This window comes from Corallococcus sp. CA041A (genome assembly GCF_003612075.1).
Taxonomy (GTDB): domain Bacteria; phylum Myxococcota; class Myxococcia; order Myxococcales; family Myxococcaceae; genus Corallococcus; species Corallococcus exiguus.
On the sequence record NZ_RAWF01000006.1, the window covers coordinates 36,070 to 48,913 of the forward strand.

The 12,844-nt window shown below is 63.7% G+C and carries 11 protein-coding genes; 7 read left to right on the plus strand and 4 right to left on the minus strand.

Features of this window, described 5'->3' with window-relative positions:
- The first annotated feature begins 54 nt into the window (after positions 1-54).
- Positions 55-3,261 (plus strand): tetratricopeptide repeat protein, encoded by a 3,207-nt coding sequence (locus D7V77_RS01845; protein WP_120574547.1) that lies wholly within the window; start codon positions 55-57, stop codon positions 3,259-3,261.
- Between the two features lie 8 nt (positions 3,262-3,269).
- On the opposite strand, the gene D7V77_RS01850 is transcribed toward D7V77_RS01845, so the two are convergent.
- Complete coding sequence (locus D7V77_RS01850; RefSeq protein WP_120574548.1) at positions 3,270-4,442, minus strand: metallophosphoesterase; 1,173 nt, start codon at positions 4,440-4,442, stop codon at positions 3,270-3,272.
- A gap of 123 nt (positions 4,443-4,565) precedes the next feature.
- Between D7V77_RS01850 and D7V77_RS01855 the strand changes: the two genes are divergently transcribed.
- From D7V77_RS01855 to D7V77_RS01880, 6 genes are all read left to right on the plus strand, one after another.
- Positions 4,566-5,267, plus strand: coding sequence for a TIGR02269 family lipoprotein (locus D7V77_RS01855; RefSeq protein ID WP_120574549.1), 702 nt, complete (start codon positions 4,566-4,568; stop codon positions 5,265-5,267).
- Between the two features lie 3 nt (positions 5,268-5,270).
- On the plus strand, positions 5,271-5,987 hold the full coding sequence (locus tag D7V77_RS01860; protein ID WP_120574550.1) for a double-CXXCG motif protein: 717 nt from the start codon (positions 5,271-5,273) through the stop codon (positions 5,985-5,987).
- Between the two features lie 129 nt (positions 5,988-6,116).
- A complete protein-coding gene (locus tag D7V77_RS01865; RefSeq protein WP_120574551.1) occupies positions 6,117-6,800 on the plus strand; it encodes a TIGR02269 family lipoprotein in 684 nt (227 codons plus the stop codon).
- Between the two features lie 3 nt (positions 6,801-6,803).
- Positions 6,804-7,520: a double-CXXCG motif protein gene (locus D7V77_RS01870; protein ID WP_120574552.1), complete on the plus strand. Its 717-nt coding sequence runs from the start codon at positions 6,804-6,806 to the stop codon at positions 7,518-7,520.
- 131 nt (positions 7,521-7,651) lie between these two features.
- The gene (locus tag D7V77_RS01875) at positions 7,652-8,347 is read left to right on the plus strand and encodes a TIGR02269 family lipoprotein (RefSeq protein ID WP_120574553.1); all 696 of its coding nucleotides are present in this window, start codon (positions 7,652-7,654) and stop codon (positions 8,345-8,347) included.
- 3 nt (positions 8,348-8,350) lie between these two features.
- Positions 8,351-9,067: a double-CXXCG motif protein gene (locus D7V77_RS01880; RefSeq protein WP_120574554.1), complete on the plus strand. Its 717-nt coding sequence runs from the start codon at positions 8,351-8,353 to the stop codon at positions 9,065-9,067.
- Here D7V77_RS01880 and D7V77_RS01885 read toward each other — a convergent pair whose 3' ends face one another.
- From D7V77_RS01885 to D7V77_RS43155, 3 genes are all read right to left on the minus strand, one after another.
- Positions 9,068-9,604, minus strand: coding sequence for an FHA domain-containing protein (locus D7V77_RS01885; RefSeq protein ID WP_120574555.1), 537 nt, complete (start codon positions 9,602-9,604; stop codon positions 9,068-9,070). It abuts the gene before it with no gap.
- A 351-nt stretch (positions 9,605-9,955) separates the two neighbouring features.
- Positions 9,956-10,813: a hypothetical protein gene (locus D7V77_RS43150; RefSeq protein ID WP_147451956.1), complete on the minus strand. Its 858-nt coding sequence runs from the start codon at positions 10,811-10,813 to the stop codon at positions 9,956-9,958.
- 167 nt (positions 10,814-10,980) lie between these two features.
- Positions 10,981-12,840 carry a DUF3696 domain-containing protein gene (locus D7V77_RS43155; RefSeq protein WP_147451957.1) on the minus strand — a complete coding sequence of 620 codons (1,860 nt, stop codon included), beginning with the start codon at positions 12,838-12,840 and terminating at the stop codon, positions 10,981-10,983.
- Positions 12,841-12,844: the final 4 nt, after the last annotated feature.

The window sequence follows — 12,844 nt, forward strand, 5'->3', positions numbered from 1 at the left end:
AGTCGGACAGGGGGGAGGCGGCTGGGTCAGCCTCGGTCTCCAGGAGGAGTCGGCATGCGGTGGGTTCTCGGGTGCATGGTGATGATGGCACTGGGGTGTGCCTCGCTCATGCCGGTGGGGCGGGAACCCTCGGATCCGCGGCTGAAGGACGCGCTCCAGGCCTACGAGCAGTCCGCGACGCTCTACGAGGAGGGTCGGTACGCGGAGGCCGTGGCGCCCGGTGCGCACGCCCTGGCGCTGCGGGAGGCCGTGCTCGGGGACTCGCATCCGGACGTCGCCTACTGCCTGAGCCTGCTGGGGGAGGTGTACCGCCTCCAGGGAGACTTCGCCCGGGCGGGCGTCGTTCACGAGCGCGCGCTGGCCATCCGGGAAGCGGTGGTGAACGACGACGCGGTGAAGGCCGTCACGGTGGCCAGGCTGCTCGGCTTCGCCGCCTCGCCCGCCATGGAGACGGACCGTCAGGCCGGGGGCTTCTACGACCATGGGCACGCGATGTCCCGGCGGACGAACAACCTGTTCAGCCTGGACAAGCGTCGCCGCATGGGGGCGTTCGCCAGCCAGGAGGTGACCCTCAGCGAGAACCAGTCCGCCTTCGCCGAGTCCCTCAACAACCTGGCCAACCTCTACCAGCAGCAGGGGCTCTACAGCCGCGCGGAGCCGCTCTACTCGCGCGCGTTGGACTTGAGGGAGACCGTGCTCGGCAAGCATCACCTCACCGTCTCGGACTCGCTCAACAACCTGGCGCTGCTCTACCGGGAGCAGGGGCTGTATGGCCGGGCAGAGCCGCTCTACGTGCGGGCGCTCGCCCTGCGCGAGTCGGCGCTGGGCAAGGAGGATCCGCTGGTCGCGGACTCGCTCGACACGCTGGCCACGCTCTACCAGGACCAGGGCCAGTACGGCCGGGCGGAGCCGCTGGGCCTGCGCGCACTCTCCATCCGGGAGGAGGCGCTGGGCAAGAAGCATCCGTTGGTCGCGGACTCGCTCAACAACCTGGCCAATCTCTATCAGGACCAGGGGCTGTATGACCGGGCGGAGCCGCTCTACGCGCGGGCGCTGGCCATCCGCGAGGCGGCGACGGACGGCAGCCCTTCGGACCTGGCCGCCGCGCTCAACAACCTGGCCACGCTCTACCAGGCGCAAGGGAAGTACAGCCAGGCGGAGCCGCTCTACGCGCGGGCGCTGGCCCTCTGGGAGAAGGCGTTCGGAACGCACCATCCGCACGTCGCGGCGTCGCTCAACAACCTGGCCACGCTGTATCGGAAGCAGGGGAAGTACAGCCAGGCGGAGCCGCTCTACGCGCGGGCGCTGGCCATCTGGGAGGAGGTTCTCGGCAAGAGGCATCCGGACGTCGCGGGGTCGCTCAACAACCTGGCCACGCTCTACCGGGACCAGGGGAAGTACAGCCAGGCGGAGCCGCTCTACGAGCGCGCGCTGGCGATTCGTGAAGCCGTGCTGGGCCGGAATCATCCGGACCTCGCTGCGTCGCTCAACAACCTGGCGCTCCTGCGTCTGGCGCAGCACCGCCTGGACGACGCGGTGCCCTTGTTCACGCGCGCCTTCGGAGTCTCCGAGCAGCGCCTGCGTCGCGAGGCGCTCGAGTTCTCCGAGGCCCGGTTGGCCAGCTTCCTCCAGCACCTGCGCGCGGACGAGGAGCAGCTCTACGCGCTCGTGCGAGCGCACCCGGACTCCGCCAACGTCCGGCGTCTGGCATTGAGCGCCGCGTTGCTGCTCAAGGGCCGCTCCGTGGAGGAGACGGCGGACATCTCCCGAGCGGTCTACCGGAGCCTGGGCGCGGAGGAGCGCGGCACCTTCGAGCAGCTGCGCAAGCTGCGCACCCAGCTGGCCAGTCTCTCGCTCCACGGGCCCGGAGCGCTCACGCCGTCCTCCTATCAGCGACAGCTCACGGCGCTGACCGAGCAGGGCGATGCGTTGGAGGCGACGCTCGCCAGCCGTTCCGCGCCGCTGCGCGCGTTGGCCGCGCTGCCCGCGCCGGATGACATCGTCGACCGCGTCGCGGGAGCCCTGCCGGACGATGGTGCCCTCGTGGAGTTCATCACCTATGAGGACCGTCCCCTCGTGTTGGGAAGGGGCACGGCCCAGCTCCGCTGTCTGGCATTGGTGCTGCTGCCCGACGGGAACATCCGCGCGTTGGACCTGGGGCCCGCGGCGCCCATCGAAGCCGCGGCCTCCAGCCTGCGTGACGCGCTGGCCCGCCGGGACGCCGCCTTCGAGGACTCCGCGCACGCGCTCTACCGGCTCGCGTTCCAACCGCTGCTCCCGCTGTTGGGGAAGGCCCGCCGCCTCTTCCTCTCACCGGATGGTCAGCTGGCGCTGGTGCCCTTCGCGGCGCTGCACGACGGCCGGCGGTACCTGGTGGACAGCTACGACTTCACCTACGTCACCTCCGGGAAGGATCTGCTGCCCCGGCCCCAGCAGCGGAGGCCGGCGTCCTCGGTGGTGGTGCTGGCGGATCCCGCGTTCAACACGGGGCTCCAGACGTCCCCGCTCCCCGCGGGAGGCGCGTCCGTGGTGGCGGAGCGTTCGCCTTCGCTGAGGCGCGAGGACCTGGTGGCGCGTGACTGGGCGCCGGTTCCGTTGCCGGGCTCGCGGGAGGAGGCGGAGGCCATCCAGCGCCTGTTCCCGCAGGCTCAGCTGTTCCTGGGACCGAAGGCGACCAAGGAGCGGCTGCTGCACCTGAGCACGCCGGGCATCCTCCACCTGGCGACCCACGGCTTCTTCCTGGAGGACGCCGCCGCGCCCGAGAACGCGCGAGCCGTCGCGACCTTCGGAGCGCTGGGCGAGGATCCGCAGGCCGCGCGCCCGCCGGATCCGCTGCTGCGCTCCGGCTTGTTGCTCGCGGGAGAGACGGAGAAGAGTGCTTCCGACAGCGCGCTGGTGACGGCGCTGGAGCTGGCGGGCCTGGACCTGTGGGGCACGCAGCTGGTGGTCCTGTCCGCGTGTGACACCGGCCGGGGCGCGGTCCGGCGTGGCCAGGGCGTCTACGGCCTGCGCCGGGCCTTCCTGGTGGCGGGCGCGGAGACGGTGGTGATGAGTCTCTGGAAGGTGGACGACGCGACGACGCGTACGTTGATGGAGACCTACTATCGCCACCTGCTCGGCGGCGAGGGCCTGGCCACGGCGCTGCGTGAAGCGATGCGGGAGCTGCGAAGGGCGCAGCCCCATCCGCACTACTGGGCGCCCTTCATCGCCATGGGACGGGATACGCCGCTGCGGCTGCTCGACGCAGGCGCGCGGCAGTAGTCCGCGCTTCAGGCGCTGCGCAGCGTGAGCAGCGTCACCTCGGGAGGGACGCCGATGCGGAAGGGGAGCCAGTGCCCCGTGCCGCCGGAGACGTAGAGGTGGCTGTCCTTGAAGCGGTAGCGGCCCAGCATGTGCTTGAAGGCGAAGCCGAACAGGGGAATCCCCAGGAAGGCCACCTGTCCGCCGTGCGTGTGGCCCGCGAGCGTGAGGCGGGCGCCGCGCTCGGCGGCGTAGGGGAAGAAGTCCGGGTGGTGGGAGAGGCAGAGCACCACGTCGTCCGGGTTCCCGTCCTTGAAGGCTGTCTCCGCTGAGCGCTGCCAGCGGCGCTCTTTCCCGGTGCGGCTGGCGCCGGACATGGGGAAGTCCACGCCCACCACGCGCACGCGCTGGCCGCCGTGCTCCAGCACGTGGGCTTCATCCACCAGCAGCCGGACTGGCGCGCCACGCTGGGCCAACTGCTCATAGCCGCCCAGGACTTCATCGAGCCCGCGCCAGTGCTCATGGTTGCCGAGCACCGCGAGCATGCCGTGGCGGGCCGTCGTGGAGGCGAGGGCGGCCATCGTCTCGTCGACCTGGTTCACGTCGTCGATGAGGTCGCCGGTCATCACCTGGAGGTCCACGCCCGCGGTGTTCATCACCTCCACGGCGCCGCGCAGGTACTCGGGCGAGATGAAGGGTCCCACGTGCACGTCGGTGATCTGCCCGATGCGGAAGCCGTCGAGCGCTGCGGGGAGGCCGCGCAACTTCACCTCCACCTCACGAACGGTGAAGCCCAGGCTGCCGCTCACGACGCCCACGCCACTGGCTCCAATGGCGAGGACGGGCATGGCCTGACCGGCCTTCACCAGGAGGTTGCGGCGCTCCAGGTTCACGCCGGGAGGCGCGGCCTGCTGGCGGCGTTCGGCGCGCAGCTTGAGGATGAGGAACGGCGGGCCCATCAGCATCACCAGCAGCGCGGCGATGCTCCACACCACGGCGAACAGCTTCACCGGCACGAGGGCCGGAGGCGTGTGGTGCAGGCCGTAGCCCGTGACAGCGGGCACGGTCCACGCCGCGAACGCGAAGACAGAGAGGCCCAACAGCACGCCATGGCGCCAGCCTCGGGTGACGACGGGCAACAGCCTGCGCAGCACGAGGTACGCGCCCAGGTAGACGAACAGCAGGACCAACAGCCTTCCCATGGTGTGCGCGCTCTCGGTGTGAGGAACCCCGAGGATAACGGCTCGCCTGACAGCGCGCTGTGCCCCGTGACCGGATTGCTCGCCTCCCGGGCTCCACGAGAGTGAACGTGGAATAACAGGAAAATGAGAAGAATCTCCGGGGCCGGCGCCCGTGTCGGGTGGCTGTGGCTGGTGATGCTGCTGGGGTGTGCATCCGCACCCGGGCCCTTACCCTCGAACGAGTCGTCACGGGAGTGCGAGGCCAGCGACGAGGATCAGTGCCTCACGCAAGTCTGCGAGGACGACGTCTGCGCGCTGTTCCGGTGCGAGGACCTGGCACCAAAGCGCATCGTGCGGACGCGGGGAGCCATGCCGGTGGCACCCATCTTCGTGGCGCCCGGAAGCGGGCCGCAGCGAACATGGGGAAGTGCGCAGGGCCTGCCGGGCGACGCGGTGCCCGTCATGGTCTTCCGCTGGCGTCCCCGAGAGAAGCTCCCCAGCGAGCTTCGCCGCGAGAAGGCGCAACAGGAGTGGGCGAAGCGACCGAAGGAGCGGCACCACATCTTCCCGCAGGCGTTCAAGGATCACTTCGAGGAAAAAGGGATCAACATCCACCAATACGTCATCGCCATCGATGCGGAAGTGCATGCACGCATCCATCGGGGCGAGCGAGGGGGGCCATGGAACCGGGATTGGGATGCGTTCATCCAGCGGCGGCGCGACGGAGCCCAGATACCCGAATACTTTGAGCATGCCTCCCTGATGATTCAGAAGTACGGACTCTTTGGACTGACGATGACGTACTGGCAGCAGGTGGATCTCCTGCCGCTTCCAGCCGAGGACTGAGCCATGCGCTACTTTTCGGTCGAGAGCCTGAAGGGCGATGAAGCAGGGCACTGGACGGGTTCGTACCGGGCTCGCCACCGATGGCACATCTCCGGGGTCGAGTGTCCCAGGTTCGGTCCGTGGGCGGGGATGGATGCCTTCCCCTCGGTGGATTTGTCCGAGGTCGCGGAGCCCGCGCTCTCTGAGTGGAAGGGACCCATGTCCCTCCCTGAATACAAACGATTGACTGCGCTCGTGCGCCCCTTCGTTCCCCCCGAGCTTCCCCTCTACGCGGGTTGTACGTTCGGGCCCATGGTCGGAACCGCCCAAGGCAAGTTCGGCCCTGTGACCTGCTGGCCTTCGTGGGTGGTGGTCCTCCGCGAGGACGCGGTCGAGTTGCTCAAGGCTGAAGGCCTGAAAGGCGTCATCGCGGTCCGGATGGAGCTCAAGTCCCGTCGGAGCACGATGCCCGCGCTCTACGAGTTGGAAGCCCGGCCCCTCGCCCGGCTGCATCCCGACTGCATTGGCGAATGGAAGACGCCCGCCTGCGACCTCTGCGGCAAGCCCGAGTCATTCTCCCTGCCGCCAAAGCGTTGGCTCCTGCGCTCCTCCGTGCCCGAAGGGCTCGACGTCTTCGGGGTCGAAGGCGCGAACCTGCACGTCGTCAGCGAACGCTTCGTTGAAACCGTGCAGCGCCTGGGCCCCAGCGACGTGCGCTACCAGGAACTGCCCGTCGGCTGAGCCGCCGTCACCTCCCTCCACCCGGGCTCGCGAGCCGCAGGTGCGAGTGCAGTGTCTCCGTCCCTCTGGGCCTCCAGCGGAAGAACGTGGAATGACTGGGAAGGAGCAGGGGCGAGGACCGGAGGCGACATGCGCGCGTGGTTGTGGGTTGTCTTGCTGCTGGGGTGTGCGTCGGCACCGGTGTCCTCACCCCAAGAGGCCTGGGCAGAGGCGTCGCGGGAGTGCGAGGCCAGCGATGAGGATCAGTGCCTCACGCACGTCTGCGAGGAGGACGTCTGCGCGCTGTTCCGGTGCGAGGACCTGGCACCGAAGCGCATCGTGCGGATGCGAGGGGCCATGCCGGTCGCGCCCATCTTCGTGGCGCCCGGAAGCGGGCCGCAGCGGACGTGGGGAAGCGCGCAGGGCCTGCCGGGCGACGCGGTGCCGGTCATGGTCTTCGGCTGGCATCCCCGAGAGAGGTTGCCCAGCGAGCTTCGCCGCGAGAAGGCGCAACAGGAGTGGGCGAAGCGGCCGAAAGAGCGGCACCACATCTTCCCGCAGGCGTTCAAGGACGAGTTCGTGCGGAAGGGCATCGACATCCACCAGTATGTGATAGCGATCGACGCGGAGCTGCATGCCCGGATCCATAAGGGAGAGAGAGGGGCGCCATGGAATGCAGACTGGCGTATCTTCATCAACCGGCAGGAGGACACTGCACCCATGTCCGTCTACTTTGAGCATGCCTCCTGGATGATCCAGAAGTACGGACTCTTCGGCTTGACGATGACGTACTGGCAGCAGGTGGATCTTGCCCCTGTATCCGTCGAGGACTGATTCATGCGCTACTTCTCGGTGGACAGCCTGAACTTCGACGAGTCAGGCATGTGGAGCGGGGAGTATCGGGCACGCCATCGGTGGCATCTGCCGGGCGTCGAGTGCCCCCGTTGCGGAACCTGGTCGGGGAGTGGGGCATATCCTTCCGTGGACCTCTCAAGCCTCTCAGAGCCCGCACTCGATGAAGTCCGAGGCCCCACGAACTTCGAGGAGTACATGCGACTGGTGGCACTGGTGCGGCCGCTTCTGCCTCCAGACGTTCCAGTGAAGGGAGGAACCTCTTTCGGTCCCATGAGCGGGACGGCGCAAGGCAGGTTCGGCCCGGTGACTTGCTACCCTCCTTGGGAGATGGTCCTCCGGGAGGACGCGGTCGAACTGCTCAAGTCCAAAGGGCTGCAAGGCATCATCGCGGTCCGCATGGAACTCAGGTCGCGTCGGAGCACCATGCCCGCGCTCTATGAAGTGGATGCACGGCCCCTGGCAAAGCTGCATCCCGACTGCATCGGCGAATTCAAGACGCCCCCATGCTCGGTATGTGGTCGGCCCGAGTCGTACTCCCTGCCACCGAAGCGCTGGCTGTTGCGCTCCGCCGTTCCAGAAGGACTCGACGTCTTCGGTATCGCGGGGGCCCGCCTGCGCGTCGTCAGCGAACGCTTCGTCGAAACCGTGCAGCGCCTGGGCCCCAGCGACGTGCACTACCAGGAACTGCCCGTCGGCTGAGCCGCCGTCACATCCCTCGCACTGGGCTCGCGAGCCGCAGGTGCGAGTGCACCGTCTCGACCCCCTGGGCTTTCAGCTGAAGAGCGTCGAGTGAGAGCGAACGTAGTAGAGGGGCGAGGACCGGAGGCGGAATGCGTGCGGGGTTGTGGCTTTGGGTTACCTTGCTGTCGGGGTGTGCATCGGCACCGGTATCTTCGCCCCAAGAGGCATGGGCGAGAGCAGAGGAGTCGCGCGAGTGCGAAGCCAGCGACGAGGACCAGTGCCTCACGCACGTCTGCGAGGACGACGTCTGCGCGCTGTTCCGGTGCGAGGACCTGTTACCGAACCGCATTGTGCGGACGCGAGGGGCCATGCCGGTGGCGCCCATCTTCGTGGCGCCCGGCAGCGGGCCGCAGCGGACGTGGGGAAGTGCCCAGGGGCTACCGCGAGACGCGGTGCCCGTCATGGTCTTCCGCTGGCATCCCCGAGAGAAGCTCCCCAGCGAGCTTCGCCGGGAGAAGGCTCAACAGGAGTGGGCGAAGCGGCCGAAGGAGCGGCACCACATCTTCCCTCAGGCGTTCAAGGATCACTTCGATGACAAGCGCATCGACATCCATAAGTACGTCATCGCGATTGATGCGGAAGTTCATGCGCGCATCCATCGGGGCAAGGACGGTGGGCCCTGGAACCAGGATTGGTATGCGTTCATCCTCCGGGCGCGGGGTGACACACAGATACCGGCGTACTTTGAACATGCCTCCTCGATGATTCAGAAGTACGGACTCTTTGGGCTGACGATGACGTACTGGCAGCAGGTAGAACTCGCGCCTGTACCCGTCGAGGACTAAGCCATGCGCTACTTCTCTATCGAGAGCCCGAGCTTCGACGAGCCGCGACAGTGGAGCGGAAAATACCGGGCACGCCACCGATGGCACCTGTCAGGCGTTGACTGTCCCAGGTTCGGCCCCTGGGCATGGATGGATGCTTTTCCCTCCGTGGACCTCTCAGCCGTGGAAGAGCCCGTGCTGGCTGAGCCCAAGGGGCCCATGTCCGTCGCGGAATACGATCGGCTGGTAGCGCTCATTCGTCCCTTTGTTCCTTCCGTGCTTCCCATCAGGGCGGGAGGCTCGTTCGGACCCATGATCGGAACCGCACAAGGCCGGTTTGGTCCGGTGACTTGCTACCCTTCATGGGAGCTGGTCCTTCGCGAGGACGCGGTGGATCTGCTCCAGGCCGAAGGGCTGCGGGGCATCATCGCGGTCCGGATGGAGCTCCGGTCGCGCCGAAGCACGATGCCCGCGCTCTACGAGCTGGAAGCTCGGCCCCTCGCCCGGCTGCATCCCGACTGCATCGGTGAATGGAAGACGCCCGCCTGCGACATCTGCGGCAAGCCCGAGTCGTTCGACCTGCCGCCGAAGCGCTGGCTGCTGCGCTCCTCCATTCCGGAAGGGCTCGACGTCTTCGGCATCGAAGGGGCCAACCCTCGCGTCGTCAGCGAGCGCTTCGTCGAAGTCCTACAGCGCCTGGGCCCCAGCGACGTGCACTACCGCGAACTTCCCGCCGAGTAGTCACATCCCTCCACCCGGGCTCGCGAGCCGCAGGTGCGAGTGCAGCGTCTCCGCGCGCAGGTACAGGAACTGCGCATCCCCGAAGGCCAGCGCGTCCCCGTCCGTGAGCATCCGCTCCTCGCCTTCGCCCAGCTCCGCGGCGTTCAGCCAGGTGCCGTTCATGGACGCCAGGTCCTTCACCGAGCACGTCCCCTGCGTCGCGTGCCAGCGCAGCACCGCGTGCTGCTTCGACACGGACGGGTCGTGCACCATCAGCGTGCACCCCTCCATCCGCCCCACCCGCAGCTCCTGCCCGTCCTGCTCCGGCCCCAGGAAGTGGACCTCCAGCGAGTCGAACGCCTGGAGCATCACCAGCAGCCGGTCCACCAGCCGTGATCGGTGCGCCATCCCCACCGTGCGCGCCTCCGCCAACCGCAACGCCACCTGCTGGAACACCGGCTCCGGTGGCTGTTGGATCAGCACCACCGGTCCGGAGGCTTGCAGGAACGCCTGGACGGGCGCGTAGGCGAACGGGCGGAGCTGTTGGACGGAAGGCATCACGTCTCCACGATACCTCTAGTACCGCAGTGATGCGAGTCGACACTGCCGCGCTGTTGGCGGCACGGCAGTTCCCTGCGTAGTCTCAAACATTGGCTGGCTCCATGCTCGAAACTCAGCGTTCCTCCCTGTTGGGATTTCAGACCTGAGCAATCCCCTCATTTGAAGTTTCCCCTCGGAGAACCCGTGAGCGGCCGAGCAGGCGGGCTCAGAGAGAGAAATGAGAATGAGGGGATGCTTCAGATTTCAGACGACATGTTTAGCGATGAGAGTGACAAGCCCGATATGTGCTTCAAGGTCTGCGGGCGACATTTAAGACTTGGCGCAGAACGGTCGGAATCGCCTGAAGTTTTACTCGGAAATGGATACAGGGTCTGATTCCCTGAGTATTGAGACGAACTCAACGGTCTCTTTCTTGTCTCCTGCTTTCGGTATTATCCAGTAGTGGAGTCTCCACCCTGCGCCATTTTTCGTTATTGTTGTGCGCCAAGCGGCGGCATCGTCGTGAGTTCTTTTGACTTGTTTGGCATCCCCGGCAGCCGACACTCTTATGGCTCTTGTTGATAAGTTCAGTGAGAGTTCCTCCTGACAGATTATTGCCGAAGAGGCGCGCATGAGCCGGGTGAGTGTCAGGTTCTCCGTTAGCAGCGTGGACGAGACCAAGCTATCGATAAACTTATCGTGAAGGATGAAGTCCCGACGTGGGGAGATTTCAGGCAGCAGGCTGCGCAGTGTTGCAGTGAACGATGCCTCTGGGTTGTTGATGAAGTCTTCTTGGGAGATTGTTGTTGAGAAGTCTTTTGGGGTGCTGATGTGATGGAAGTTCGCTTGAATGTCTAGGGGGCCGTGGATGGAACCGTCGCCCATTTCGACGAGGTCTGGATTAGAGGCTAGAGAGACTTTGTTCTGGCCTTGGTCGAGTTCAAGACCCACAATGTACGGTAGGTCTGTATTGTTGAGTTCTTCGTTGCATCCAAGTGCGCTCAGGGCTTCTGCTAGGTGTGGTGCGCAGTCCTTGTTTCGCAAGTCGAAGACTTCAGGGCTGATCGCTGGAGGATGGCTGTGGGTTATGTCTGATATTTGAGTTGTATTTGCTATGTCGAGCTCTTCGTTTTGAAAGAATGAATTGAAGTTCTGTGAAAGTGTTCTTATGTTTATGTCAATCTTGTATTTCTGGGAGAGGCGCCGAAACTCTTGAAAGGAGGCCACTTTGTCTTTCTCGTAAAGAGAGTTGGTGCATTTGGTGACATGACACCAGTTTTGTGGCGCACGTTGTGCTTCGTCTAGCCATCGTGACAGTGCAGAAAACCAGTGGCGTACGCTCTGCTCGTCATCGTTGGGTAGTGATATTAGGTGTGGCTCAATCAAGTATGTAGTCACGGCCGCCCTCGCTCCTCGGCGCGCCTTTTTACGGATGCCTTGGTGATTTTGTCCTCTTGCGATAGGGACTCATCAAAAAAACCCTCCGGCCAATTGGTGATGTTGCCGGCAGGCGAAATTTCGATGGGTTCCAAAGAGGCAGAACCGTCGGCGTCTTGGCTCATGAAGTATATTGATGTTTGCTTCCTGACGTCATCTGCTTCGACTATGCGTAGCCGTAGTTGACTTACGAGTGATTCGCTGTGTGTTTCGAGTATGCACTGCTTTTTTGTGTGGTGCAGACCAAGGAAGAAGTCGCCAAGCCTAGCTTGCGCTCTGGAGTGCAAGTGTAGTTCTGGCTGCTCAATCAGAATCGCCGCCCCTTCCGGTGCGAGTAGCCCTGTCACAAGGATGGGTAGGATTTGGCTGACGCCTACTCCAACGGATTGCAGAGGTAGATCGTGGGAGGTTGGGCGTGGCTGAATATACCAGTTGACGCCGGATACACCTGCTTCTCGCGTTGAAATATGGTGTGCGATACCGATGTATTGCGCCCAGGCGTCAATGGCTCTTTCTAGAGTGGTTGTGATGACGGTCTTGTTTCGTGGGTCCCACGACCGCACAGCACGCCGTTTGTTTGCATCAAATACGGCTGCTGCGAACTCCCCTCGAGTTCCTACATCGTCAGCCTCGCTTGAAGGAGAGAACCCTTGGGCTGCATTAGGATCGGCACGTAGCGGACCAAGATACCGTACTAATGTATTGAAAAATCTTGTTGTTTCGCTCCCGGTGTAGTCAAGCGCTTCGAACAAGGGGTTGTCAGTGATGGCTTCCATGCCAAACTGATGCTTGTTTTCCTTGAAGAGGCGTGGCTCCGTGTCGACTGCGATGTGTTCCTTGATGGTGCTTATGAATTTTGACTTTGCCCTCGTCTTGAGGGGGACCGACTGTGACCAAGTGATTATGTCGCCGACGGTATCGCCAGCGAATGTGGGGATTTGCTTTTTCTGGATTGTGCTGAGAAATGAAATGCTCTCCCTTAGCTCGGAAGAGGCGGGGAGTTGGCTTATGTTACTTGCGATGGATTGGCGGGCGGGCGAGAAGGCGATTTTGAAGTAGTCGCCGAATAGTCCGTCGATTGCGGCAGTAAGTTCCTGGACGCTTCGCTCTCTTATGTTGAATTTCTCGATGAATCGACTTGGTAGGAAATGGTTGACTCGAGCTGCCAGTTTCCTGAGTGAAGTTTCTCCGCTGGTGGATACTTCTGCGTCAAAGAGATTAATGAGGCTGTATGATGTTATTTTTATGAACTCGGCATCGGCTGTTAGGTTTGCCGTGAAGCTTGCCTTGGCTTCAGCTGAGAAGGGGCGGATCTTGGCTTTGATTGTTTTTGGCGGCTGCGCAGAGTGTTCGGCTTCTGTGTTTGTTGGGGCTTCAATCGAAATTAGAGTCTCTGCTAGGGAGACTTTGACGGCTTCAATTCCGGATGAGTCTTGGCTTGATGTTCCGGCATTGAAGGATGCCGTGACCTGGACTGACGACGCCGGTGCTGGGTCTCTTTGTGCTGGGCGGCCAATGAGGAAAGAGGGGGTCCTTCGAGGAGGAAGGTTTAGTGTGAAGCCGATGCGGATGTGTTTTCGGGGTGCTTTATTGTTGATGGTGTTTTCGAAGGTGCCGAGGCGTACTATGTGTCCGTTTAGAATTAGCGGCTTTTCGCTGTTGGGGTTTCCGAGTGTTTGAGCTATCAGTAGAATTGATTGGATGATGGAGCTTTTTCCGGCGCTATTTAGGCCTGCTAGTATTGTTATTGGTGAGAAGGTTAGTGAGATTTCTCGTTGAATTGGTTTGAAGTTTTCGAGGGTCCACTGAGTAATCATTTGG